Raw genomic sequence first — 26,843 nt, 5'->3', positions numbered from 1 at the left:
TAAAAGAAAGTGTTGCAGTCATCAGTAACAGAGACTCTGTTACTGATGACATTTATTCATTATGCAATCATCCCCTCTTATCACTTTATGGTGATTGGATTACTCTCGTGAAAATACTTACCCAATTACGCTGGTTCTTTGTCTTGCACTGGAAGCGTTATTCAGGTGCTGTCATTATTCTTGTTATCATAACTTTTCTGCAATTATTGCCACCTACAATAGTGGGGATGATTGTTGATGAGGGAATTCACCATCAGGTTAATCGCACTACTTTAATAATATGGATTTCATTAATCGCTGGTTTAGCTCTTGCAATTTATATCTTACATTATATATGGCGGGTATTACTATTTGGTGCTTCATATTATCTGGCTACTGTGTTGCGTAATCAGCTATATCAAAGATTTAGTCACCAGCCTGCTGGGTTTTATCAACGTTATCGTACCGGTGATTTAATTACCAGGACCACCAGTGATGTGGACAAAGTCGCCTTTGCTGCTGGTGAAGGTATATTTTCTATGGTGGATACTATGGTAACCGGGGGGGCTGTACTGGTGGTTATGATTGTTCAATGTGGCTGGCAGTTAACCTTGTTTTCGTTGATTCCGCTACCTGTTATGGCTTTTTGTATTAAACATTATCGTAAAGCTTTACATCAGAGTTTTAGCTCCGCACAGACAGCCTTTTCCTCACTAAACGATGATACGCTAGATTGTCTGACCGGTATCCGGTTGATTAAAGCATTTGGGCTGGAGAATCACCAGTCGGCTTTATTTGCTGAAACGGCGGCCCGTGCTGGTAAACAGAACATGCGTGTTGCCAGGATAAATGCATTGTTTGCACCGACCATATACCTGGCTGTTGCATGCTCCAACTTACTGGCTGTAGGGGCTGGCTGTTGGATGATTAGTCATGATTTGCTGACGCCCGGTAAGTTAACCAGTTTCATTATGTATCTGGGATTAATGATTTGGCCAATGCTGGCTTTGTCATGGATGTCTAATATTATTGAGAGGGGAAATGTCGCTTATGAGCGAATTTCAGTATTGCTGAAAGAAGCTCCGGCTGTTTTGGATGGTCCTTTGGAGTTACCTGCTGGTCGTGGCGTTCTTGAGGTTAATATACGCTATTTTAATTATCCAGTGGGAAAAGGATTTTCACTGAATAATATTTTTTGTTGCCTGGAACCAGGTAAGAAATTAGGGGTATGTGGGCCAACAGGGGCGGGTAAAAGTACGTTGTTGGCGTTGATTCAGCGGCATTTTGATATTTCTGAGGGCAATATTCGTTATCACTCCATACCTGTTGATCAGATTAACCTGAATGAATGGCGTGCCCGTTTATCTGTCGTTAATCAAACAGCATTCCTGTTTTCTGCCACGATCGCGGAAAACATTGCCCTGGGTAATCCACAAGCGACACAAAAGGAGATTGAGTACGCAGCCAACCTCGCTTGTATACACCAGGATATTCTCGATCTTGCGCAGGGGTATCAGACTCAAGTAGGTGAGCGGGGAGTGAGGTTATCGGGTGGACAAAAGCAGCGGATCGCAATTGCCAGAGCGTTATTAATGAATAGTGAGATATTGATTCTGGACTCCGCGCTTTCTTCTGTCGATATTCAGACCGAGTCTCAAATATTACAAAATATAAGACTGTGGGGGAAAGAACGCTCGTTGATTATTTGTACTCATCGCCTTAGTGGATTGCTTGATGCTAGTGAAATATTGGTTTTGCAGGAAGGATATATTGCGCAGCGGGGGAAACATGATGAACTGGTTGCAAAAAGCGGATGGTATCAGAATATGTTCCGCTATCAACAACTGGAAACAATGTTGGATAGTTAATATAAAAACGGCCCAGAAGGGCCGTTTTTGTTTCGAAAATCTGCTACCGATTTCAAACCTGTTGCAGACAAGCAAAGGGAATGAAGTTAGGGCAGGTTTTCTTCAACTTGTTGGCGATTACGCGCGAACGAAGTCGATGTGAGCCAGTTTTGGCTTGAACGGATGACGCTGTACTGCCTGAGCTTTAACTTTAACTTCTTTACCGTCAACAACGATGGTCAGAACTTCGCTGTAAAATTCAGCTTTAGCTTGCATGTTCATGATTGAATCGTGATCCAGTTCGATAGCAATCGGGGCTTCTGCGCCACCGTAGATGATTGCCGGGAACTTGTTAGCGGTACGCAGGCGGCGGCTCGCACCCTTACCCTGCTCTTTACGTACTTCTGCATTGATAGTAAACATTTAAATCTCTCTTAATTAAGTCCTGTTACAGGCGACCCAGCAACAGGTAAGTGATCTGCTTTGCGTATGCAAAAGCGGGCGAGATTCTATACTCAAACGGCTGGTACATCAATCAAAAGTACAATTAACCACGTAATTCATGTGCTCGCCGGAAGCGGCCTTCATAATCGAAGACCTTTTCTCGGACTTGCCAGTACTGACCTTTCATGCGTGCGACCACAAAATCGGGATACCGTAACAGGGCCTGTTGCGCAAGAATATCGGCGGCGGTTATCCAGCGTAATGGAATACCCGGTGTTCGGGTGTGAGGGCGAATAAATAGCTGCTCAAACGCAGTGCGTTGAGCGGGAGTGTGCAAGCGAAAGCGCTCGCTGACATCTGCGCCATCTTCATCGTAATAGGTGATTTTCAGCCATTCGCCTTTGTCATCCTGACCATTCTGTAGCACCATTCCGCTACAGCGCAGGACCAGCGCATCTTTGAGCCTCAACGCCGCCTTTAGCATATCATCCGGGTCGACCAGGACGGTATCGCACTCACGACAGCGCCGGGCGGCGATGTCATTTTCAGCATTGCATTGCGGACAATTTTTAAAGCGGAAACGAAAATCGCACTGTTCACGATGGCCATCATCATCTTCAAACCAGCCCTGACAGCGTCGGCCAAAATGTTCAATTAGCGTGCCATCGGCGGTCATCTTTCCCCAGAAGGTGTTTGCAAACCCGCAGGCTGGACAGAAAACCTGTACCGGGACATTGTCGCTTTTCCCTTTCGGCACGCCGACTTCCGGGGCGTACAAATCGTGTGGATTACCTGCGTAGTCGAGGATCAGACAATCGGTCTTGCCTGGTGCCAGTCGTAACCCGCGCCCGACAATCTGTTGGTAAAGACTAACTGACTCGGTAGGGCGCAGGATCGCAATGAGGTCGACGTGCGGGGCATCAAATCCGGTGGTTAATACCGCCACGTTGACCAGGTAGCGAAAGCGTTGTGCTTTAAAGTTTTCAATAAGTACGTCGCGCTCGCTTCCTGGTGTATCGCCAGTAATGAGAGCAGCATCGTCAGCAGGTAACAGCCCGAGAATCTCTTTAGCGTGCTCAACGGTGGCGGCGAAAATCATTACCCCTTTGCGCGTCTGGGCAAACTCAATAATCTGGCTGATGATATGCGGCGTTATTCGCTGCTGCTTTTTCAGCTCCCGGTTAAGGTCAGCTTCGCTAAACAAGCCATTACTCTGCGCCTGCAGGCGACTAAAGTCATACTGGACTACTGGCATATCAAGGCGTTCTGGTGGCGTCAGATAGCCATGTTTAATCATGTAGCGCAGCGGTAATTCGTAAATGCAGTCGCGAAACAGCGCCTTTTCATCTCCGCGCACCATGCCATGATAATGAAAATGGTAAATCCAGCCTTTACCGAGACGAAAAGGTGTGGCGGTAAGACCGAGCAGGCGCAAGTGAGGGTTTACTTTGGTCAGGTGAGTAAGGATTTGCTGATACTGACTTTCTTCATCATCACCGATGCGATGGCACTCATCGACGATTAACAGGGAAAACTCAGCCTGAAACGCCTCAAGATTGCGTGCGACTGATTGCACGCTACCGAAAACCACTTTTCCATGACTCTCTTTACGCTTCAGACCCGCGGCAAAAATATCAGCTTCCAGCCCTAGTGCGCAGTACTTTGCGTGGTTTTGCGCGACCAGTTCTTTTACATGTGCCAGCACTAACACGCGCCCACGCGCCACGCGAGCCAGTTCGGCAATCACCAGGCTTTTACCGGCTCCGGTTGGCAGGACGATTACCGCAGGTGTGCGGTGGTGGCGAAAGTGGTTGAGCGTGGCATCCACGGCTTCTTTTTGGTAGGGACGAAGTGTAAAAGTCATGGTCTCACTGTGATAAATGGTAACGATGAATAGTATGCCACGAATCTTTTTCCCTTGAGGGAAGTTGTTAGCTCGTTATACTGGGCGGAAAACGGCTCCACTTTTCGGGCATAACGCTCGATTTCCGTATTGTTACAGGCAAAATCACACTCATGCGACTTGATAAATTTATCGCTCAGCAACTCGGCGTCAGCCGCGCTATTGCCGGGCGTGAAATCCGTGGTAACCGTGTTACCGTTGATGGTGAAATCGTCAGAAATAGCGCGTTTAAACTGCTGCCAGAACATGACGTTGAATATGACGGCAATTCCCTGGTTCAACAAAATGGCCCGCGCTATTTTATGCTTAATAAACCTCAGGGCTATGTTTGCTCAACGGATGACCCGGATCATCCGACGGTGCTCTATTTCCTTGATGAGCCTGTTGCCTACAAACTGCATGCGGCAGGGCGTCTGGACATTGATACCACCGGGCTGGTACTGATGACCGATGATGGACAGTGGTCACATCGCATCACTTCTCCGCGTCACCATTGTGAGAAAACCTATCTGGTGACGCTGGAGTCGCCGGTGGCAGAAGATACCGCCGAACAGTTTACCCGGGGTGTTCAACTGCATAATGAGAAAGATCTCACTAAACCGGCGGTGCTGGAAGTCATTACGCCTACGCAGGTCCGTTTGACCATCAGTGAAGGGCGCTATCATCAGGTTAAACGTATGTTTGCTGCCGTGGGGAACCACGTTGTGGCGCTGCATCGTGAGCGAATCGGTGCCATCAAGCTTGATGACGATCTTGCGCCTGGTGAGTACCGTCCATTGACCGAAGAAGAAATTGCCAGCGTTAACTTAACCCCTCGTTAATTTCAGGAGCTAAATGTGACCACCCGGCAGAACTCTTCAATTGCCATTGTTTTTATCCTTGGCTTGTTGGCCATGTTGATGCCGTTGTCGATCGATATGTATCTTCCGGCTCTGCCGGTGATTTCAGCTCAGTTTGGCGTGCCTGCGGGCAGTGCGCAAATGACTCTCAGTACCTATATTCTGGGATTCGCGGTAGGGCAGCTGCTCTATGGCCCAATGGCAGACAGCATTGGGCGCAAGCCGGTGATTTTGGGGGGAACGCTGGTTTTCGCCGCGGCGGCCGTTGCTTGTGCGCTGGCGCAAACTATCGATCAATTGATCATTATGCGTTTCTTCCACGGCCTGGCGGCTGCGGCAGCGAGCGTGGTTATCAATGCTCTGATGCGCGATATTTATCCGAAAGAAGAATTTTCGCGCATGATGTCATTCGTCATGCTGGTCACGACAATTGCTCCGTTGATGGCCCCGATCGTGGGGGGCTGGGTATTAGTATGGTTAAGCTGGCACTACATCTTTTGGATCCTGGCCGTAGCAGCAATTCTGGCCTCGGTGATGATTTTTACCCTTATCAAAGAGACTCTGCCCGTCGAGCGCCGTCAGCCGTTTCGCCTGCGCACGACAATGGGGAACTTCGCCTCGTTGTTTCGACACAAGCGGGTCTTGAGCTACATGCTGGCCAGTGGGTTTAGTTTTGCTGGGATGTTCTCATTCCTTAGCGCCGGACCCTTTGTCTACATTGAGATCAACCATGTTTCGCCGCAGAATTTCGGCTATTACTTTGCGCTGAACATCGTCTTCCTGTTTGTAATGACAATTATCAACAGCCGATTTGTCCGTCGGGTTGGGGCATTAAATATGTTCCGCACCGGGCTATGGATCCAGTTCGTTATGGCAGGCTGGATGGTATTCAGCGCGTTGTTCGGGCTAGGGTTCTGGGCGCTGGTGGTTGGTGTTGCTGCGTTTGTCGGTTGCGTGTCGATGGTGTCATCAAACGCGATGGCAGTCATTCTGGATGAGTTCCCACATATGGCAGGTACGGCGTCATCGCTGGCCGGGACTTTCCGCTTTGGCATTGGCGCTATTGTTGGTGCGCTGTTGTCACTGGCGACCTTTAATTCGGCCTGGCCGATGATCTGGTCGATAGCATTTTGTGCTACCAGTTCAATTCTTTTCTATCTCTATGCCAGCCGTGCAAAAAAAACGGTGATCTAATACACAACCTGGAGGCCACAAGGCCTTCAGAGTTGATGTACATCAACAGCAAATCTATCATTTCCCCAGCTTATGTTTATTTTATGTAAAATCAATTTATGTAAAAAGTCACACCATTGTAGTTAAAAAGGTTGAGTTAGATCGCAGAAACGAGTACATATAGCCCGCAAAGATGTCCGAATTGATAAATAAATTTAAATACCTGGCTAAGTAAGCCGCATACGGACTGGATGTAAACGTTTACTAACTCTCTAAAGACGTGATGTCAATGATGTGTTAATATTAGTGTAAAATAATTGTGAAGTAATTGTGCTTCCGGGGAATAAAAGTGACTACATTACAACTCTCAATCGTTCATCGTCTGCCGCAGTGCTATCGTTGGTCGGTGGGTTTCGCAGGTTCAAAGGTTGAACCGATTCCGCAAAACGGTCAGAGCACGGAGAACAGCCTGGTGGCGCTCAAATTGCTCAGTCCCGACGGTGACAGCGCGTGGTCGGTAATGCATAAACTCAGTCAGGCGCTCAGCGACATTGAGGTTCCTTGTTCCGTTCTGGAATGTGAAGGGGAACCGTGCCTGTTTGTAAATCGCCAGGATGAATTTGCCGCAACCTGCAGGCTGAAAAATTTCGGTGTGGCGATAGCGGAACCTTTTTCAAACAACAATCCGTTTTGAGCGTCAGCTTAGCGCGAGCAGCTGACGCGTATATTCCTGTTGTGGTGCGTTAAATACGTGCTCGCATTGCCCCTGTTCCACGACATCTCCCTGCCTTAGCACAATCACCTGATGGCACAACGCACGTACAACATGCAAATCGTGGCTGATGAAGATATAAGCCAGGCGATGCTTTTCCTGTAATAACTTCAGCAGCGTCAGGATTTGCGCCTGTACGGTTCTGTCGAGTGAGGATGTTGGCTCATCCAGAATGATAAGTGATGGTTTTAAAATTAAGGCTCTGGCAATTGCGATGCGTTGGCGTTGACCACCGGAAAATTCCGCAGGATAGCGATGTCGCGTTTCAGAATCCAGCCCCACTTCTGCCATGACCGCTTTCACTTGTGCTTCGCGTTGTTCTGCCGAAAGGGTTGGCTGGTGAACCCGCAATCCTTCTTCAATGATCTGTAACACACTCAAACGCGGATTCAGTGAAGAATTTGGGTCCTGAAAGACAACCTGAATGCGATGGCGCACCGGCAACAGCTGACGACGATTTAACGTATGCAGCGCGTGACCATCAAATACAATACTCCCTTGTGATGCGATTAGCCTCAGTAGAGCCAGGCCAGTGGTGCTTTTGCCTGAGCCTGATTCACCTACCAGCCCTAACGTTTCCCCAGCTTTCAAAGAAAAGCTGACGTTATTAACCACCACATTATGGTCCACTACGCGTTTGAGGATGCCTTTGCGAACGGGAAAACCGACACAGAGACGCTCAACTTCCAGCAAGGGAGATTGTCCGGCCGGTAACGGTACCGGCTCGCCGGAAGGTTCGCTGTTTAATAATTTTTTCGTGTAGGGATGGGAAGGGGATGAAAGCAGTATCCCGGCCTGATTTTGTTCAACACACTGACCGTTTTGCATAACTGCAACGGAATCTGCCAGTTTTTTCACAATGCTGAGATTATGGGTGATAAACAGCAGACCCATGTTCAATTCGCGCTGCAATTCCCGTAGCAGTTGCAGGATCTGTGCCTGCACGGACACATCCAGCGCGGTAGTGGGTTCATCGGCAATTAACAGCTCCGGACGTGTTAGTAGCGCCATCGCGATCATGACGCGCTGGCGTTCGCCGCCGGAAAGCTGGTGCGGATAGTCCCCCAGACGTTTTGCCGCCTGACGTATCCCTACGCGATCCAGACAATTCAGGATTTCTGCCCGTGCAGCCTCCCGACGCATTCCCCGGTGAAGTGACAGCACTTCATAGAGTTGTTTCTCCAGACTATGGAGCGGGTTCAGCGACACCATCGGCTCCTGAAAAATCATTGCGATTTTATTTCCCCGTACGCCGCGTAGCGTCTGCTCGTTAGCGTGGAGTAATGGTTCACCGTGAAAACGGATATCGCCGGAGAGGTATACCGCCGGAGGGGAGGGCAATAAACGTAAAATCGACAGCGCGGTGACGCTCTTACCCGAGCCAGATTCACCCACCAGTGCCAGGGTTTGACCTGCTTCAACACGCAACGAGACATTATTGACCACGGTACGCACGGTTTCCTGCTGGCGAAAACCAACCGACAAATTCTCAATGGCTAACAGAGGTTGTGTCATCTTATATCGCCTTGTTGGGGTCAAACGCGTCACGCACCGCTTCACCAATAAAAATCAGTAGCGAGAGTAAGAGGGCTACGGACACAAAGGCTGTGATCCCAAGCCACGGTGCCTGCAAATTGTTTTTACCCTGTAAAAGGAGTTCTCCCAGCGATGGTGAGCCGAGCGGTAAGCCGAATCCCAGAAAATCCAGTGATGTGAGCGTAGTGATTGAGGCGCATAATATAAACGGTAAAAAGGTCAGGGCGGCGACCATTGCATTCGGCAACATATGGCGCAGGATAATGTTGCGATCGCTCACGCCTAGAGCCTGAGCGGCGCGAATGTAATCAAAGTTTCGCGTGCGTAAAAATTCGGCGCGTACCACACCAACCAGACTCATCCAGCCAAACAGTACCGTGATGGCCAGCAGCCACCAGAAGTTCGGTTGTACGACGCTTGATAGCAAAATAATCAGAAACAGCGTCGGCATACCTGACCACACTTCAATGAATCGTTGCCCCCACAGATCCACTTTTCCGCCGTAGTAGCCCTGTAGCGCACCCGCCATAACGCCCATAACGCTGGAGCACAGGGTTAACATCAAACCAAAAAGAATCGAAATACGTGTGCCATAGAGGATCCGTGCCAGCACATCGCCACCATTTGCATCCGTACCCAGCCAGTTTTGTACCGACGGTGGAGAAGGGAAGGGCTTGTCGGTGGCAAAGTTAATGCTGGTGGCTCCAAAGCGTACGGGAGCCCACAGGATCCATCCCTGACTTTCCAGACGCTGCTGTAGCCACGGATCCTGATAATCGGCTTTGGTTGCCAACGGTCCGCCGAAGTCGCTTTCGCTGTAGTTTTTGACGAGAGGGAAATACCAGCCGCCTTCATAGCGCACCAGCAATGGCTTATCGTTCGCAATCAGTTCGGAGCACAAGCTGAGCCCAAACAGCACCAGAAAAATCCATAGCGACCAGTAACCGCGACGATTATGGCGAAAACGTGCCCAGCGGGCCTGATTGACGGGGCTTAATCGCGGCATTAGCGTCCCTCAAAATCTATACGAGGATCGACCAGTGTATAGCTGATATCACTCAGGATATTGAGCAGCAGGCCGATCAGGGTGAAGATGTAGAGTGTGCCAAACATCACCGGGTAGTCGCGTGACACGGTAGATTCATAACCCAGTAATCCCAGGCCATTAAGCGAAAACATCACTTCAATAAGCAGCGAACCGGTGAAAAACATGCTGATAAAGGTAGCTGGGAAGCCTGCTATCACTAACAGCATGGCGTTACGGAAAACGTGTTTCCACAGAATATTCTTTTCGCTAACGCCTTTGGCTCGTGCGGTGACAACATACTGCTTACGAACCTCATCCAGAAATGAGTTTTTGGTCAGCATGGTCAGCGCGGCAAATCCGCCAACCACCGTTGCCAGCACCGGTAAGGTGATGTGCCAGAGATAGTCGGTTACCTTCTGATACCAGGGCAGTGTGTCAAAATTAGCGGAAACCAGGCCCCGTAAGGGAAAGAGGTCGTAGTAACTGCCGCCAGCAAAGAAAACGATCAATACAATAGCAAACAGGAAGGCGGGGATCGCATAGCCGATAATAATGAATGCGCTGCTCCACACGTCAAAGCGGCTACCGTTATACACCGCTTTACGGATCCCGAGTGGAATCGACACCAGGTAGATGATGAGCGTACTCCATAACCCCAGAGTAACTGAAACTGGCAGGCTGTCTTTAATCAACGTGATTACCGAGGCACTACGAAACAGGCTATCGCCAAAGTCGAAACGAACATAGTCCCAGAGCATTTTGAAATAACGCTCGTGAATGGGCTTATCGAATCCGTAACGGCGGGTAATTTCGGCGATCACTTCCGGATCAAGGCCGCGTCCGCCTCGATAATTACTGTCACTGATATTCCCGACGCCAGTTTGCGCATGACTGGCGCGAACTCCTTCACTACCCGCGCCTGGCAATGCCCCGGACTGACCGAATTCAATGGCGGCAACTGCCTGCTCGACTGGGCCGCCAGGTGCAATCTGCACGATAAAAAAGTTGATAGTAATGATGGCCCAAAGTGTCGGGATCACCAGCAGCAGACGTCGTATCAGATAAGCGCCCATTTATTCTCCCTGTCGTCTGGCTGCGGGAAGTTTTGCCGCTTTGTTAACGTCATACCACCAGGTATCCAGACCAATGGTATAAATGGGGCGGATGGCCGGATGTGAAAATTTGTCCCACCAGGCCAGGCGATCCTCTGCCATAAACCACATCGGCAGCATGTAATAGTTCCAGGTTAATACCCTGTCCAGCGCGCGTCCCAAAGGGATCAGCTTTGCTTTATCACCCTGTGCCGCAATGATTTGGTTAATCAACTTATCAATGACCGGGCTTTGCACGCCAGGGGCGTTATAGCTGGAATCGATATATTCTGAGGCCCAAAGGATTTGCAGATCAGAACTTGGCCATGGCGTCGCGCGATATAACCTCGGCATCATGTCATAGTCGCGACTGCGCAAACGGTTAGTGATTTGCGAGTTATCAACCTGGCGGATATTCATGGTAATGCCTAGCCGTTGCAGGTTGTGTTGAAACGGTAATACCCACTGACTGTTACTGCCTGCCGGGAGTAACAGTTCGAATGCCAGTGGTTTGCCGTTGGTGCTGTTAATCCTCCGCTGGCCCTTCAACACCCATCCAGCCTGATCCAGTAACGCACTAGCTTTCAACAAATTCTCACGATCGTAACCATCGCCTTGAGATACCGGGGGCTGATAGATTTGATTGAAAACCTCGGTTGGCAGATCTTTCTTCATTGGTGCGAGTATGACCAGTTCATCCGCGTCAGGGTAATTTCTCGCGGCATACTCCGTATTCTGAAAATAGCTGTTTGTTCGGCTCCAGGCATTATAAAACAGAGCTTTATTCATCCATTCAAAATCAAAAGCCAGCGTAATGGCTTCACGTACACGCCGGTCATTGAATACCGGACGTTTGATATTAAAGGCTAACCAGCGAGTATCCTGTGCGGATTCGTTTTTTTGTTCATCTTTGACGATGTGGTGATTAGCAAAATTTTTACCGGTATAGCGTGTTGCCCAGTTTTTAGCATCGCTCTCAAGGCGCAGGTCAAAAGCCCCGGCTTTAAACGCCTCAAAGGCGACGTTGTCATCAAGATAGTAATCGTATCGAATGGTATTAAAGTTCCAGCGCCCGCGATTGACCGGCAGGTCAGCGGCCCAATAATCTTTGACGCGCGAATAGACTATATACTGTCCCATTTTCCACTGGGTGATGCGGTAAGGACCGCTGGCGAGTGGAGGGGAGGGCAAAGGGTCGCTGAGCTTGTGATCTTTCCAGTACTTCTCTGGCATAACGGGTAATGAAAACAGGCTGAGCATGTCTTCTTTGCCTGGCTTGGCTAATTCAATCCGTACGGTTAACGGGGCGATTGCTTTGACGGTCGTGCCTTTGTAGACCAGACGAAACTGCGGCACGCCTTCTGTCATAAATTTCTGGAAGGTGAATGCGACGTCTGCGGCGGTGATGGGTGAACCATCGTGAAATCGCGCGCGTGGATTAATCGTGATTTCTACCCATGAGTAGTTGTCAGCATAGCGTGCGCTATCGGCGATGAGCGGGTAGTAACTGCCTGGTTCATCGTCAGACGTGGTAAATAAGGTGTCATAGAGCGTTTCGGTGCGCGCACCGGGATTGCCACGCACTGAATAGCGGTTAAAGTTGTCGAATGTACCAATGGCTGAGAGGGTGATCTGTCCCCCTTTGGGGGCTGCAGGATTAACATAATCGAAGTGATTAAAATTGAACGCGTATTTTGGTTCGCCCAGCACAGCAAACGCATAGCTTTCTTTGATGGTTTGGGCCTGTACGCTAAAACCAATCAGGGCGATGAAAAGTAATAATACGCGTCGGATCATATGAAGATGGTTTCCTTTTCCAGTCACCTGTCGCTATCCAACAGATATCATGCCTGAACAATAAGGGATTCGTCGGCTATTGTATCGTGTTTGTACACATTACATGACGCCATCACCATTTTGGCATATCGGGTTTAGCCATCCAGCGTACGAAATTATCAAGAGTCAGCGGACGGCTGACCCAATATCCCTGAAAAAAATTAACCCCATGGGCGCGTAACCAACGGGCTTGCTCCAGGGTTTCCACCCCTTCAGCAACCGTCAGCATATTGAGGCGTCTGGAGAGAGTCAATACGGCGTCCAGCACCGGGGATGTCACGGTTTCTGTACCAATAGCTTTGACGAAACCGCGATCGATTTTCAGGTAATCGACGGTGAAACGTTCCAGATAGATGAGTGCGCTATGGCCGGTGCCAAAATCATCAATGGCAATTTCGAACCCGGCGGAATGCAACCACTCAAATATTTGAGTCGCTCCATGCTGATCAAGCATATCGCGTTCGGTAATTTCCAGGACTATTTGAAAATGCTGCGCAGGCATCGAGGATTTCAGTTGCTGAATATCGTCTTTAAAACTTTCGTCGTGCAGATGAGTCGGTGCAATATTGATCCCTAATTTGGCCCCAACAGGTAACACTTTTTGCAGCACAGGTGCATCCCGGGACACCAGCTCGAACAGGTGCTGGGTCAACGGCACAATCATCTGCTGTGATTCGGCATAGTGAATAAACGCATCGGGGGGAATTTCGCCTGCGGTAGGATCGCGCCAGCGCAATAATATTTCGACACCTTTAACTTCCAGCGTCTGCATATCCATAACGGGCTGGTAGACCACATAAAACTGATTGTGCTTGATAGCTGCCAGGATCTCTTTACCCGGTCGTAAACGGACTGAGTAAATGTAATAGCAGAGTAAAGCGGCAATGACCCCGCCCATGCAGCCCAACATGACTGCATACCATACGTCGTTGTATGTCCACTCATCGGTATACAACCGTATCTTTAGCGGCAGGTCACCTATTGCCACCTCACGTGAGGGGGTATCGGGGAGATCGGCAAGCGTCATTAATCGCGCAGAAAATGTCGAGATTGCGGTGTTGCCGATGAGCAGGGCAAAACCTTTAAAATCATCCTGCCGGGCAGTATAGAGAAGGTAAGGGGCCAGGTTGATATTCAGAGAAGCAAATACGCCACTATTATCCAGTGATGGATGAGGGTACCAAATCATTATGGCTGGTTTGGTCGGCATCATCGGTGTACCAGACTGGATCTCCATATCGATTTTTTTACTGATATCCAGGCCGGGTATCAATGACTGAATAGGGGAGTCCATCGCTCCGGTTGCTGACGAGCAGAACGCGATGCCGTCTTTTACCAGCAAAAAAGCGCGAACATTCAGGCTAAAAGCCGCGCTGGAAGTGAGCTTAGATGAAACTTGCTGACAGCTTTTGGGGATCAGAGGCTGTAGTGCCTGGGCAGTAAAGCTAAGTTCTGCGAAGTATTTTTCCACATGATGCTGTATATCGGACGCCAGCGTATCGTACTTAACTTCTCGATTATGCCATGACATGAAAAATTGCAGAATGCTGACGAATAATGCAACGATTAACCCCGTTAAAACACAGGTGAGCAGGATTTTCCGACCGGAAGAAGAGGCGCGTTTGAACATAGTTCCTGATGTTTACCCGAAGTAACCGCTTATTATTAAACCGCTTAATCTGTATGACTATAACCTGGAATGACTCACATAGTGAGATTTTTCTTAAGTGAAGGCGTAAAGCAAAAAGCACTGCCTAAGCAGTGCTTTTTAAAAGTCTCATCAGGATAGCCAAGGGATAGCTGCCAAACGAAAATTAACTGCGGCTCAGGACCCGGCGAGCTTCGTTGTAGCGTTTTTTCCAGTAAGGCTCATTCATACTGGAGATAACAACGCCACTACTGGTCGAGGCGTGGACAAACTGATTGTTACCGATATAAATACCGACGTGACGTCCAGTGGAGCCAGCACGGAACAGAACCAGATCGCCTGTGCGCAGATTGGTGCGCGAAACGGATTTACCCGTTTCCTGTTGTTCGTAGGTTGAGCGAGGAAGCTCTAAACCAAATTGTTCACGGAATGTACGCTGTACAAAACTCGAACAATCGATGCCTTTTTTGGTGCTGCCGCCAAGGCGGTAACGCACACCTTTCCAGTCAGCATATTGATCCATGATTCGTGATTTAACATCGATATTACGAACCATATTTTCAAATTCATCCTGAGAGGCTTGCAGTGAAGAGTTATCTCCATTGCCCACAGCATGCGTCTCAGAATGCATATTCTTGGCGGTGTTCGTTGTGCTACATGCAGAAAGCAGAACCGCAACTGCTATCGCGGGTATACCCCGCAAGATATATCTCAAAATCGGTTGAGATTTGACCATTTTGTTTGTTTTCCCTTGAAGTCCTTAACGATAAATATCGTTATAAAAAATGCCAAACGTGACGAGACTAATTACCCACGCACGATGAGACAATTCTTTAAGGTCAAATCTGTGGCAGAACGCACAAATTTATTCATAAAGAGAATAATTATCCCGCGAGGCAAAACGAGTTCGAGATTACCCGATCGCTACGGTCATTGCGAGTCATTTTATGTGATTTTTTATAAGAAAAAGTGATACAGAAAGTGAATAAACGGCATTGGTCAAAATAAGAACAATCAGGGTGGGAAACATGCAATCCATTCATTTTCAACAGGAATAAGATGACAGGAGAATGACAGTTAAAATGATGAATTATTGTTCAACATCATCAGGGAATCAGAAGTATCCCTGATGATGTTAATTACTTTGCGTTATTTGTTTAAAAAATGTTTGTTTTTACCCGGAAGATAATTAGCAAAAAGAGTCACCATCCGGTCGCTTAATGGCGTCATTAGCCACCAGGGCAGTCCAATCAATACTACCGTCATTGAACCGACCACGATATCAGTGAGCCAGTGAGCGCCGATCATTACACGCGGAAATGCAAAAACCACAGCGATAATAAGGCCGATTAATCCTGCGACTTTTCCGAAATAACGCAGCATAAATGCGGAAAAAATAAGCAGCATCATACCGTGATCGCCAGGGAAACTGTCTCTTGACGCATCTTTGGTTGGAATATGCAGCAGTTCACTGACGCGATTAATATTATCCAGCATCAGGGTGGGGCTGGCGCGTTTAACCGGAATAAGCGCCTGGCCCAACTGGTTTAATACCACCGCAGTGAGCAGCATCACCAGGCCAATAGCGACAATACGCCGGCGCCCGGTTGGTGTTTCTTTTAACCAGAAACTCAGCATTAGTGCGCCCATCGCCAACAATGAGCAGCCGTCAAATGCCCGATTGTTGGTGATTGCAACAATCCACAGGAAGAGCGGGCTTTCAACCAGTTTCTGATTAAAAAAGTGGAAGACGCCATAATCAATAGAAAACCAGAAACCATGCCCGGTCGGAATGTACCATGACAGAAACAGCGCCAGGCCAGCGATGTTGAGCATAAGGATAAGAGGGTATCGAGTTTTCATCGTCGTTTTCCATTGCTAAAAACGCAGGCAACCTTACGCGCAACCGTCTAAACGAAGCCTCAACAATGCGCTCTGTAACGCATTCCAGTCGGTCTCAGTGTCTGAGATGAGTTCAATACGGCTGTCCGGCGGTGCGACATTTTGTGTCTCAATATGCCAGTCGTCGCCCTGACGATTAATCCGCACCAGTCCTTCTTTAATACGCATAACGCCCTTTACGCGCCCGACCGGGGCAAGACGTGACCATTCCAGCAGGCCGATGGTATCGAACACGGTATCAGCATCAAAAATCCAGCCGCAGGCCTGATGACCCTGGCCACTGTTCAGGCTACGACGCCAGCGTTGTTGTGCAGGCAGACTCAGCGCCGCCAACCCCTTTTTGTCAGCATGTTGGTGGGTGTGCGCTGCGCTGGAGGGAAGTTCAGCCAGATTCAGTCGCGGTAAATCCAGTAACTGCCCGTCAATTTTTCCGTGCTCGGCATGAATCAACTGGCGATTTCCGCCGTAATGCTGCCACCAGGTTTGCAGGGCATTCTTGCTTTCCGTTGTGGCGCGATCTGATTTGTTGGCGACAATGACATCTGCGGCAGCTAGCTGATCGCGGAAGTTATCATTAGCGACGCTTTTTTCGTCCAGTAACAGGCGTGGGTCAAGGATGCAAAGCGTGGCGCGCAGATCGATCCATGGTTCGTAAACCGGAGCGGTGAGTAAGTCCAGAATCTGTTTTGGGTGCCCAAGACCGGTAGGTTCGATCAGCAGCCGGTCAGGTTTTCCCTGGCGCAACAGCGTATTGAGACCAACCTGCATCGGTAAACCGTTAACGCAGCACATGCAGCCACCGGGGATCTCCTTTAGCAGCGCTCCGCTGTCAGCCAACAAAGCACCGTCAATGCCGACTTCACCAAATTCATTGACCAGCACGGCCCACTTCTCTGCGGGATCTTTGTTCGCCAGTAAATGAAGAATCGAGGTGGTTTTGCCACTGCCGAGAAAACCGGTAATGAGGTTGGTTTTAGTCACGTTTGCTCCAGAATTATAAAATGCCGTGATAGCGTTCAATAATCCTGGCGAAAAAAAATGAAAAAGAGAAGGGGAGAGAGGACGAAGGAATGCTTCGTCCTGTTTAGAGCCTATCCCATTAGGCTATTTTATTTGTCATTTTGTATCCTGGCAGTGCCCATAATCCTCACGTACTGCATGCACGCTTCGGTTGTTCCGCGCTGTTCGTATCCAAACTGACTGCAACAATCTACGCCTAATGGGATAGGCTCTTAATGGCAGAAATCGTTAATTTTTTAACGTATCAATTACGGCCTGGTGCGCACCGTGCTGGGCAATACGTTGCCATGCCTGCTCAATGGCGCTGACAAATTGCGAATTTTGCACCAGATCGGTGGCAAAAATTTCGTGCAAGGAAAGTAATGCGGTGACACGCTCTGATTCCGTACTGCGCTCGACAATTGTGCGGATTTTTTCACTCATCGGGTCGCGTATATCTATGGCTGAGCCTGCATCGTCCACCCCGCTAACGTAACGCATCCAGCCCGCAATACCGAGTGCCAGCAAGGGCCATTCGCTTTGGCGCGCTAAATGTACGCGGATGCTTTCCAGCATGCGCTGCGGTAATTTCTGGCTCCCGTCCATCGCGATTTGCCAGGTTTTGTGCTTTAGCGCCGGGTTGGCAAAGCGTTCCAGCAGGCTGGTGGCGTACTGGTCTAAATCAACGTCGGTGATTTGCAGCGTGGGGGCCTGTTCATTGAGCATCAGGCAGTAAGCGGCTTTACGAAACGCACTGTCTTGCATACAGTCGCTGATGTGTTGAAATCCGGCCAGATAACCGAGATAGGCCAGAAACGAATGGCTGCCGTTGAGCATTCGCAGTTTCATTTGTTCCCACGGCAGAACGTCATCGACCATCTGTACGCCCGCGCGCTCCCACTGGGGGCGACCAGAGACAAAGTTATCTTCGACGACCCACTGGATAAAAGGCTCGCAGCTGATTGAGCAAGGGTCGGCAACGCCCAATTCATGGGCAATTTCATCCAGTGACTCTTCGGTCGCGGCCGGGACAATGCGGTCTACCATGGTGCCAGGAAAACTGACATGCTCTTGTATCCACAGCGCCAGTTCAGGCGATCGCTTTTCTGCCATTCCCAGTACGGCATTTTTTACCACATGGCCATTGTCCGGGATGTTATCGCAGGAGAGTACGGTAAAAGGAGGCACTCCTCGTTCGCGTCGGCGGTGCAGGGCTTCAACAATGATACCTGGTGCTGAGTGCGGTTCATCCGGCGTCTGTAAATCGTGAACAATGCGCGGGTTGGAGATATCAAGCGTCCCTGTCGCCGGATCAATACAGTAACCTTTTTCGGTGATGGTTAAGGAAACAATAGCCACCTGTGGCTCGCAGAATTTTTCAATGATGGCTGCCAGTGAATCCAGCTTAGCGTTCAGACACTCTTTGACGGCGCCAATAACAATTGACTGATTGCCATGCGCGCCTTTTTCTAACACGGTATATAAATGATCCTGCTCACGAAGTTGACTCATCAGTCGATCGCCACTGAACAGACTGATCTCACAAATTCCCCAATCGCCACCCTGTGCATTCAGTGCCCGATCGGTCAATAAGGCCTGATGAGCACGGTGAAATGCCCCGAAACCAAAATGTACGATCCGCGTTTTTAATTGTTGTCGATCGTACTGAGGCATCAGTACATTTTCCGGGAGTTGGGCGGAGGCAATAGTTTTCATTAAATACACCTGATTAACCATTAATTAACAATGCCAGTATAAAGTTATATGACAGCAAATTAAATTGGTGTGCCTTATTTATCCGGGGAATGTGAGCTTGATCAATCAATCATCGGCGTTCTGTTGATCATTCAACGGATGCCTGTATGGTAGTCGTCATTCGCGCAACTTAATTTGGTATAACAACTTATGAGGTGAACCAATGGAACAAACCTGGCGTTGGTACGGACCTAACGATCCGGTATCGCTTGATGATGTGCGTCAGGCTGGCGCAACTGGTGTTGTGACCGCCTTGCACCATATTCCCAACGGTGAAGTGTGGCCCGTCGAAGAGATTCAAAAACGCCAGGCCATTCTGGCTGAAAAGGGGCTGACCTGGTCGGTGGTGGAAAGTATTCCGGTTCACGAAGATATCAAAACGCTCTCCGGGCAATATCAAACGTGGATTGCGAATTATCAGCAAAGTATCCGTAATCTGGCGACCTGCGGCATTGATACCGTGTGTTATAACTTCATGCCGATTCTCGACTGGACGCGTACTGACCTTGAATATCAGTTGCCGGACGGCTCTAAAGCGTTGCGTTTTGATCAGATAGCGTTTGCAGCCTTTGAGTTGCACATCCTGCAACGTCCAGGCGCTGAGGTGGATTACACCGTGGAAGAGCAGCGCCAGGCCCGGGACTATTTCAATTCCATGAGCGCCGCTGATATTGAAAAGCTGACCCGCAATATTATCGCTGGTCTGCCAGGTGCTGAAGAAGGTTATACCCTGGATCAATTCCGCGCGCGTCTGGCGGAATACGACGGCATCAGCAAAGATGATCTGCGTAATAATATGGCTGTTTTTCTGCGTGCGATCGTACCGGTAGCAGAAGAAGTTGGCGTGCGCCTGGCCGTACATCCTGACGATCCGCCACGCCCGATCCTCGGCCTGCCACGTATCGTTTCTACGATTGAAGATATGCAGTGGCTGAAAGAAACGGTAGACAGCATCTATAACGGTTTCACCATGTGTACCGGATCATACGGTGTGCGTGCGGATAACGATCTGGTGAAAATGATTGAAACCTTTGGCGATCGTATCCACTTTACGCATTTGCGCTCAACCTGCCGTGAAGAAAACCCGAAAACTTTCCATGAAGGCGCACACTTACAAGGTGATGTGGATATGGTATCGGTAGTGGCTGCCATTCTGACCGAAGAACAGCGTCGTAAGAAGGCGGGCGATCTGCGTCCAATCCCGATGCGTCCGGATCATGGACACCAGATGCTTGACGATCTGCACAAAAAAACCAACCCAGGCTACTCTGCTATTGGTCGTCTGAAAGGGCTGGCTGAAGTTCGTGGTGTTGAACTGGCACTGAAACAAACACAGTTCCGCGATCTGTTGTAATGTCGCTAACAGGGATTGAGCGTCAGGCTCGATCCCTGTTCATCACCAGGGCTGCAATAATGCCTGCTCCAGCACCGTCAGTACCTTGTTTATCTGCTGTATTTGCAACCCACCAAAACCGAAAAACATGACAGCGTCGCTGTTCTCTTTACGCCAGGCATCTTCCGAACCATTTTCAATGTTCTCCAGCGTATCAAAACGGATACCTGCCTGCAGACAGCGCGCTTGCAGTTTTGCGATAACCTCGGGTGATCTGGCTATGCGCAAAGAGAGGTGCAGGCCTGCCGTCGCACCATCGATTTTCCCTTCAGGAAACAAAACTGAAAGGCCGTCACGCAATAGGGTAAGACGTGCTACATAGCTGCAGGCAAGTTTGCCAAGATGGGTATAAAACACCTGATTTTGCATGAGCTCAGCTAAAAACTGCTGCAATAACCACTGGCTGCCGTTGTTATTTAGCGCTTTCATATTCTGTACAGCCGGTAGAAGCTCATCAGGACAAACGAGATAGCCGAGACGCACCCCCGGCCCCAGCGTTTTTGAGAATGTCCCCATATAGATAACCCGATCGTGATAGTCCATGGCTTTCAGTGCCGGAAGAGGATTCTCTCCGTAGGTAAAAACGGCATCATAGTCATCTTCAATGATGTAGGCTCCAACGCGCTGTGCCCAGGTCAGTAATGACTTTCGTCGTTCTAACGACAGAACATTTCCCATCGGGTATTGATGAGCTGGTGTCACATAACAAAGCTGGGTTTCAACTTCGGGTAAATTATCAGTGCGTAGGCCATGGCTATCGACTGCAACAGGGGTAATATCCGCGCCGTAATAATTAAACAGGTGCCATGCGCCAGAATAACAAGGGGATTCGGTCACAACATGACACTTTTTTTTCTGTGATACAGCATGATGAATAATAAATATTTGGCTAAGCAGAGATAATCCTTCCTGAATCCCATTGGTAATAATGATGTTCTCTGCACGAGTATTAATACCTCGGGATAAATTAAGGTATCTGACCATTTGATCACGTAATGGAAATAATCCATTTGGTGAATGATAACGAGTAAGCAATTGTTCCTTAAGTACACTGGGAGCATTATTCCATTTTCGCCAACTTGCCCAGGGAAAGGCATTGGGATCGGGAACGCCCATCCGGCAATAGAACTCTCTACCCATCTCACCGTAGACATCGGTGGAAGCCCCCGCAGGCTTGGGCTTTACTGGCGGAGAGCCTTCTGCAGAGGTCACGTGTGTTGGGGGGCTACGCACAGGAGCCGTAAAGATCACTTCATAACCAATACCCTGCCGGCTCTTAATAAAGCCCGCCGTCATGAGCTTTTCATACGCCATAACTATCGTAATCTTGGCAACATTTAACGTCTGGGCTTGCTCACGGATAGAGGGCAGTTTGTCACCGCAAAGCAAATCTCCCTGCTGAATAGCCTGGAAATAAAATTGAAAGATCTGCAATTGCAGTGGAGTACGGCTTTCTCTGTTGAGAGACAGTGTCAGCATGAGAAATTCCTTATTAAAACATTATTGGCATATTACGACTTTCGGCTTTCCACTATTTTGACGCGCCTCATAGAGTCGGTGCTGTTCCTACGCCCCACCTTCAGTGTCTCTATTTTTGATTTTTATTATCCCTTAGCGTGTCGCTATTAAAATAATGGAGGCAAGTATGTCGTGGATAAGAAAAAACGCGCTTTGGTGCGTATTCGGCGGAGCAGTAGCAATGTCTTTCGTCATTTGGGGAACGTGGCAGGGCGTACATTACACCAGCACCACTGAGTTTTGTTTATCGTGCCACGCGATGGGTACTGCAGGGGAGGAATATAAAACCAGCGTGCATTTTCGAAATGCCTCTGGCGTTCGCGCGGAATGTAAGGATTGCCACATTCCACCGGGTATTGTTCCAACCCTGATACGTAAGACGGAAGCGTTAAACGATCTATACCACACCATTATCTCTCCTTCGATCGATACGCCTGAGAAATTCAATCTAAAGCGTGCGGAACTGGCGCAACGGGAATGGGCGCGCATGAGCGCTAACAATTCCGCGGCCTGTAAATCGTGTCATAGCTATGAAGCGATGGATCACGCTAAACAGTCTGCTAATGCTGTGGCACAAATGATGGCGGCTGCGGCAAAGAACAGTAACTGCATTGACTGCCACAAAGGCATTGCACATCACAAACCCGATATGAGCAGCGGTTTTCGCGATCGTTACAAGCAATTGCAGAGTCAGGGTGAACAATTACCCACGGCGACGACGCTGTATTCGTTAGGTGAAAAATCACTGGCTGCCACAGCAGAGAGTGCTGCAGGTAAAGCCATGCTGTACCCGGCAACGGAAGTGCGTGTGCTGAAAAGAGAGGGGAAAAACGTTCAGATAGAACTGACCGGCTGGCGGGAAAGCAAAGGACGTGGTCGGGTGATAACTCAGTATATGGGCAAACGCGTTTTCGCTGCCGTATTAGATGCTTCGCTGATGAATAATGTGAAGATTCAGCAAACTCAGGTTGATCCTGAGTCACATCAGGAATGGCAACTGGTGAGCGTGATTGCCTGGAGTTCTGCGGATGGTTTTACCGACAATGTTGACTCCATCTGGCAATACGCCGATCAGATGTTGCAGTCCACCTGTAGCGCCTGTCATAGCACACCGCCAACGAGTCGTTATACCGCTAATGGCTGGATCGCCGGCTTGAAATCCATGTCCACCTACTACCGGCTTAATCCGGTGGAAGATCGCACGCTGTTGAAATATCTCCAGACTCACGCCAGCGATGTACCTGAATCTAACAATACAAAAGGATAATTTATGGATATTCATGATTTTAACCCGTCACGTCGACGGTTTTTGACCGGAATGTTAGCCGTTGGCGCCGCCAGCGCATTAGGGCCGAATCCCCTGATCTCAAAGGTCTGGGCTGCAGGTGAAAATCCTGAGCAATGGATCCAGTCAGGTTCGCACTTTGGCGCTTTTGAAGCCAAAGTCGTGAACGGTGAATGGATAGATACCCGTCCATTCAAACATGATAAATATCCCTGCGATATGCTCAATGCCGTTCGGGAAGTGGTTTATAACCCATCGCGCGTGCGCTATCCGATGGTGCGGCTGGACTGGTTACGCAAACGTGAAAAGTCAGATCGCAACCAACGTGGCGATAACCGTTTTGTCCGTGTGAGCTGGGATCAGGCGTTGGATCTGTTCTATGAGGAGCTGGAGCGGGTGCAAAAGACCTCTGGTTCTTCGGGCGTATTTACCGGACTGGCGGACTGGCAAATGATTGGAAAATACCATAAGGCCGGCGGCGCGATGGACCGGGGACTTGGCTTGCACGGTAGCTATGTCACTACCGTTGGCGACTATTCAGCTGCAGCGGCGCAGGTGATTTTGCCTCACGTGATTGGCTCGCTTGAAGTCTATGAACAGCAAACTTCGCTCCCGTTGGTTATCGAAAATACCAATACAATCGTGCTATGGGGTTGCGATCCTATCAAGAACTTACAGATCGAATTCCTCGTTCCCGATCACGACGCATTTGGATACTGGCAGCAGATTAAAGAGGCCGTCGCGCAGGGTAAAATGCGGGTTATCAGCGTCGATCCCGTACGCAGCAAATCGCAAAACTATCTTGGCTGTGAACAACTGGCGGTAAGACCGCAAACTGATGTTGCTTTGCTACTGGCGCTCGCACATACCTTGTACGAAGAAAAACTATACGACGCCGAGTTTATCAGCGATTACACCGTTGGGTTCGAGCAGTTTTTGCCGTACCTGACGGGAGAGAGCGACAAACAGCCGAAAAACGCTGAGTGGGCGGCGGAAATTTGCGGCCTGACTGCGGAGCAAATTCGCGATTTTGCCCGTTTGCTGGTGAAGGGGCGCACACAATTTATGGGTGGATGGTGCGTGCAGCGTATGCACCATGGCGAACAATATCCCTGGATGCTGGTGGTACTGGCCAGCATGGCTGGACAAATTGGGCTGCCTGGTGGCGGTGTGGGCTTTGGCTGGCATTACAACGGTGGCGGTACAGTCACCTCTGCGGGCCCCGTACTGAGTGGCCTCGGCAGTATCAACAACCCGCCTGCTGCGAAATACAAAGCGGACTTTCGCGGCGCTTCGGAGCATATTCCTACCTCACGAATGATCGATTGTCTGCTGGAGCCGGGCAAGAAGATCGCTTTCAATGGTGAAACATTAACTTTTCCTGACATCAAAATGGCGATTTTCAGCGCGGCCAATCCGTTCCATGCCCAGCAGGATCGCAACCGGATGATCGATGCCTGGAAGAAGCTGGAAACCGTGGTAGTTCTCGATCATCAGTGGACGGCATCTTGTCGTTTTGCAGATATCGTCCTGCCCGTGACAACGCGCTTTGAGCGTAACGACATTGAGCAGTTTGGTACACATTCGAATAAAGGGCTGATGGCCGTCCGCCAGGTTGTCAAACCCCAGTTTGAAGCGCGACACGACTTTGATGTCTTTGCCGGTCTGTGCAAACGCTTTGGTCAGGAAGAGACATATCGCGAAAAGCGCGATGAAATGCAGTGGATAAAATCCATTTATGAAGAGGGCGTGAAAACCGGGTCATCACTTGGCGTCAGTATGCCGGACTTTGAAACCTTCTGGCAGGGCGAAGGATACATTGAATATCCTGTCGGGAAGCCGTGGGTGCGACATGGAGAATTTCGCGAACAGCCGGATATCAATCCGTTAGGAACGCCTTCCGGTCTGATTGAAATCTACAGTAAAACCATCGCTGGTTTCCAGTATCAGGATTGTCCTGGACATCCGGTGTGGATGGAGCCATTTGAGCGCAGCCATTCTGGTAAGAAAGATAAATATCCGCTGCATTTGCAATCCTGCCACCCGGATAAACGCCTTCATTCCCAGCTCTGTTCCAGCGATGCGTTTCGTAATACCTATGCGGTTGCTGGAAGAGAGCCGTTGTACATGAGCGAGGCGGATGCCCGTGCGCGTGGCTTAAAAGCCGGGGATATTGCGCGCGTATTTAATGCCCGTGGTCAGGTGCTGGCGGGCGTGGTAATCAGCCCTGACTACGCGGCTGGCGTTATCCGAATTCATGAGGGAGCGTGGTATTCGCCGCAAGAAGGTGGGAAATCGGGCACGTTATGCACCTATGGCGATCCGAATGTGCTGAGTGCGGATGTCGGTACATCGCAACTGGCGCAGGGACCTTCAGCGCATACGGTACTGGTCGAGGTGGAACGATACCAGGGGAGTGCCCCACAGGTCACGGGTTTCGGTGGTCCGGAGGTCATGAAAGAGGAGAAGGTTAGTGCAGCATAATCACATTTTTCAGCAGCGTGCAGCGGTATACCAGTGGTTTTCGCAACTGCTGTTCCGTGAGCTGCACGAGGAGCAACTCACCAGCCTGGAAAGTGGGGAAAACCGAAAGTGGCTGGCGTCGCTAACGGCGATCCCTGGGTTGTCTTTTGATATCAAAAATCTGGAACGCAGCCTTGCCCGGGTGCTGCGCCGTGAAGACCGACAACTGGAGCTGGCGGCGGATTTTGCCTCGTTGTTTTTGCTGGCGCCTCCCGGCGGTGTTTCTCCCTATGCGGGACATTATCCACATACGACGGCGGCCGAAGAACGCAGGGAAATGAATGTGCTGTTAGTTGAGTATGGGCTGACACCGCATGAAAATGAGACTGCCGACCATATTGCTGTACAGTTGTCATTGATGGCGAGAATGGTTGCCAATAAAGAGAAGCTGTCCGCGCAATATTACTTTTTGCATCATCACATCATGTGCTGGGCACCGCTGTTACGGGAAAGCTGCTTGCACCGGGACGAAGAGGGATTTTATCCTCAGGCGGTTAATGTCATAACGCATTTTATGCGTGAAGATGAGTTGTATCTGGAATCTCTTTTGATGGACGATTTTTACCTCAGCAGCCAGAGCTGAAAATAACAAAGGGACAGCAGATGCTGTCCCTTTTAACTTGTGTCGCTGCGAAAAGTTAGTCTGCACGGCCCATATAGCGGCGTTCTTCAATGTGAATACGGATTTTTTCACCCGCACTCAGATATTCAGGAACCAGGATCACCAGACCAGTGCTCAGAGTGGCGGGTTTGTTACGCGCACTTGCTGAAGCGCCTTTGATGCCCGGTGCCGTTTCAACGATCTCCAGATCTACGGTCTGTGGCAGTTCAAGCGCCAGCAGTTGGCCGTCCCAGGTCAGAACCTGCATGTCCGGCATCCCGCCTTCCGGAATGAACAGCAGCTCTTCTTCAATCTGGTCTTTGGTGAAGGTATACGGGGTATAGTCTTCTTTATCCATAAAGACATATTCGTTGCCATCAACGTAGGAAAAATCAACGCCACGGCGGCTCAGCGTAACGGTATCTACGATATCGTCGCCTTTGAAGCGCTCTTCAACTTTCAGACCGGTACGGACATCAGAAAAACGCATTTTGTACAGCGTAGCTGCACCGCGTGCGGTTGGTGATTGAATATCAATATCTTTTACAATCAGCAGTTTGCCGTTGTAGTTCAGTACCATACCTTTTTTAATTTCGTTCGCTCTTGGCATCGAAAAAATCCTGTAGTGGGGAGTGTCTAAAATATCGCGTCAAACTACTCGCGCCGGGCCATTCAGGCAAGCGGAATTGTCACTTTTGCTGGTGCAAAAAAGGGGATACACACATCATCCTTGACGTTGCCTCTTTGTTGGCTGCGCTTATAACTCCAGGGG

The 26,843-nt window shown here is 49.5% G+C and carries 21 protein-coding genes; 8 read left to right on the top strand and 13 right to left on the bottom strand.

All coding sequences use genetic code 11. The features are described 5' to 3' along the window. Nucleotides 1–107: 107 nt before the first annotated feature. Entirely contained in the window at nucleotides 108–1,847 is a 1,740-nt protein-coding gene (locus OGX98_RS16390) for a SmdA family multidrug ABC transporter permease/ATP-binding protein (RefSeq protein WP_286595578.1), read from the top strand. 117 nt (nucleotides 1,848–1,964) lie between these two features. Here OGX98_RS16390 and rplY read toward each other — a convergent pair whose 3' ends face one another. After that, a complete protein-coding gene (gene rplY / locus OGX98_RS16385) occupies nucleotides 1,965–2,249 on the bottom strand; it encodes a 50S ribosomal protein L25 (RefSeq protein WP_045445132.1) in 285 nt (94 codons plus the stop codon). A 124-nt stretch (nucleotides 2,250–2,373) separates the two neighbouring features. Further along, on the bottom strand, nucleotides 2,374–4,134 hold the full coding sequence (gene radD, locus OGX98_RS16380) for a DNA repair helicase RadD (RefSeq protein ID WP_286595577.1): 1,761 nt from the start codon (nucleotides 4,132–4,134) through the stop codon (nucleotides 2,374–2,376). A 152-nt stretch (nucleotides 4,135–4,286) separates the two neighbouring features. Here radD and rsuA point away from each other — a divergent pair, with 152 nt between their 5' ends. From rsuA to OGX98_RS16365, 3 genes are all read left to right on the top strand, one after another. Continuing rightward, nucleotides 4,287–4,994, top strand: a complete 708-nt coding sequence (rsuA, locus tag OGX98_RS16375; protein WP_045445126.1) for a 16S rRNA pseudouridine(516) synthase RsuA — start codon at nucleotides 4,287–4,289, stop codon at nucleotides 4,992–4,994. A 15-nt stretch (nucleotides 4,995–5,009) separates the two neighbouring features. Then, complete coding sequence (locus tag OGX98_RS16370) at nucleotides 5,010–6,206, top strand: Bcr/CflA family multidrug efflux MFS transporter (protein ID WP_045445122.1); 1,197 nt, start codon at nucleotides 5,010–5,012, stop codon at nucleotides 6,204–6,206. 328 nt (nucleotides 6,207–6,534) lie between these two features. Further along, complete coding sequence (locus tag OGX98_RS16365; RefSeq protein ID WP_045445119.1) at nucleotides 6,535–6,879, top strand: YejG family protein; 345 nt, start codon at nucleotides 6,535–6,537, stop codon at nucleotides 6,877–6,879. Between the two features lie 3 nt (nucleotides 6,880–6,882). Here the strand turns inward: OGX98_RS16365 and yejF are convergent, their stop codons facing one another. The 9 genes from yejF to OGX98_RS16320 form a co-directional block, all read right to left on the bottom strand. Next, nucleotides 6,883–8,472: a microcin C ABC transporter ATP-binding protein YejF gene (gene yejF, locus OGX98_RS16360; protein ID WP_286595576.1), complete on the bottom strand. Its 1,590-nt coding sequence runs from the start codon at nucleotides 8,470–8,472 to the stop codon at nucleotides 6,883–6,885. Nucleotide 8,473: 1 nt separating this feature from the next. Continuing rightward, a complete protein-coding gene (locus OGX98_RS16355) occupies nucleotides 8,474–9,499 on the bottom strand; it encodes an ABC transporter permease (protein WP_045445114.1) in 1,026 nt (341 codons plus the stop codon). After that, nucleotides 9,499–10,593, bottom strand: coding sequence for a microcin C ABC transporter permease YejB (locus OGX98_RS16350; RefSeq protein WP_045445111.1), 1,095 nt, complete (start codon nucleotides 10,591–10,593; stop codon nucleotides 9,499–9,501). The genes OGX98_RS16355 and OGX98_RS16350 overlap by 1 nt, the downstream gene beginning before the upstream one ends. Continuing rightward, nucleotides 10,594–12,408 (bottom strand): extracellular solute-binding protein, encoded by a 1,815-nt coding sequence (locus OGX98_RS16345; RefSeq protein WP_286595575.1) that lies wholly within the window; start codon nucleotides 12,406–12,408, stop codon nucleotides 10,594–10,596. A 112-nt stretch (nucleotides 12,409–12,520) separates the two neighbouring features. Next, on the bottom strand, nucleotides 12,521–14,077 hold the full coding sequence (locus OGX98_RS16340) for a cyclic di-GMP phosphodiesterase (protein WP_048221026.1): 1,557 nt from the start codon (nucleotides 14,075–14,077) through the stop codon (nucleotides 12,521–12,523). 184 nt (nucleotides 14,078–14,261) lie between these two features. Beyond that, a complete protein-coding gene (mepS, locus tag OGX98_RS16335; protein WP_045445102.1) occupies nucleotides 14,262–14,831 on the bottom strand; it encodes a bifunctional murein DD-endopeptidase/murein LD-carboxypeptidase in 570 nt (189 codons plus the stop codon). Nucleotides 14,832–15,244: 413 nt separating this feature from the next. Continuing rightward, nucleotides 15,245–15,958, bottom strand: a complete 714-nt coding sequence (locus OGX98_RS16330; RefSeq protein ID WP_045445099.1) for a phosphatase PAP2 family protein — start codon at nucleotides 15,956–15,958, stop codon at nucleotides 15,245–15,247. Nucleotides 15,959–15,991: 33 nt separating this feature from the next. Then, nucleotides 15,992–16,978 carry a CobW family GTP-binding protein gene (locus tag OGX98_RS16325; protein WP_225761182.1) on the bottom strand — a complete coding sequence of 329 codons (987 nt, stop codon included), beginning with the start codon at nucleotides 16,976–16,978 and terminating at the stop codon, nucleotides 15,992–15,994. A 267-nt stretch (nucleotides 16,979–17,245) separates the two neighbouring features. After that, nucleotides 17,246–18,712 (bottom strand): mannitol dehydrogenase family protein, encoded by a 1,467-nt coding sequence (locus tag OGX98_RS16320; protein ID WP_286595574.1) that lies wholly within the window; start codon nucleotides 18,710–18,712, stop codon nucleotides 17,246–17,248. Between the two features lie 202 nt (nucleotides 18,713–18,914). On the opposite strand from OGX98_RS16320, the gene uxuA reads away from it, so the two are divergent. Next, nucleotides 18,915–20,105 carry a mannonate dehydratase gene (uxuA, locus tag OGX98_RS16315; protein WP_200010125.1) on the top strand — a complete coding sequence of 397 codons (1,191 nt, stop codon included), beginning with the start codon at nucleotides 18,915–18,917 and terminating at the stop codon, nucleotides 20,103–20,105. A gap of 42 nt (nucleotides 20,106–20,147) precedes the next feature. Here the strand turns inward: uxuA and pdxR are convergent, their stop codons facing one another. Continuing rightward, nucleotides 20,148–21,623, bottom strand: a complete 1,476-nt coding sequence (gene pdxR / locus OGX98_RS16310; RefSeq protein WP_286595573.1) for a MocR-like pyridoxine biosynthesis transcription factor PdxR — start codon at nucleotides 21,621–21,623, stop codon at nucleotides 20,148–20,150. 166 nt (nucleotides 21,624–21,789) lie between these two features. On the opposite strand from pdxR, the gene torC reads away from it, so the two are divergent. Genes torC through torD form a run of 3 tightly spaced genes read left to right on the top strand, consistent with a single transcriptional unit; the run spans nucleotide 21,790 to nucleotide 26,053 of the window. Further along, nucleotides 21,790–22,929: a pentaheme c-type cytochrome TorC gene (gene torC / locus OGX98_RS16305; protein ID WP_286595571.1), complete on the top strand. Its 1,140-nt coding sequence runs from the start codon at nucleotides 21,790–21,792 to the stop codon at nucleotides 22,927–22,929. Nucleotides 22,930–22,932: 3 nt separating this feature from the next. After that, nucleotides 22,933–25,431: a trimethylamine-N-oxide reductase TorA gene (gene torA / locus OGX98_RS16300; protein WP_286595570.1), complete on the top strand. Its 2,499-nt coding sequence runs from the start codon at nucleotides 22,933–22,935 to the stop codon at nucleotides 25,429–25,431. Next, entirely contained in the window at nucleotides 25,421–26,053 is a 633-nt protein-coding gene (torD, locus tag OGX98_RS16295; protein WP_045445070.1) for a molecular chaperone TorD, read from the top strand. The genes torA and torD overlap by 11 nt, the downstream gene beginning before the upstream one ends. A 55-nt stretch (nucleotides 26,054–26,108) precedes the next feature. Here torD and yeiP read toward each other — a convergent pair whose 3' ends face one another. Further along, nucleotides 26,109–26,681: an elongation factor P-like protein YeiP gene (gene yeiP / locus OGX98_RS16290; protein WP_045445067.1), complete on the bottom strand. Its 573-nt coding sequence runs from the start codon at nucleotides 26,679–26,681 to the stop codon at nucleotides 26,109–26,111. Between the last annotated feature and the right edge of the window lie 162 nt (nucleotides 26,682–26,843).

This window comes from Citrobacter sp. Cm046 (genome assembly GCF_030333065.1).
Classification (GTDB): domain Bacteria; phylum Pseudomonadota; class Gammaproteobacteria; order Enterobacterales; family Enterobacteriaceae; genus Citrobacter; species Citrobacter murliniae.
This window is presented reverse-complemented; position numbering and strand designations above follow the sequence as displayed.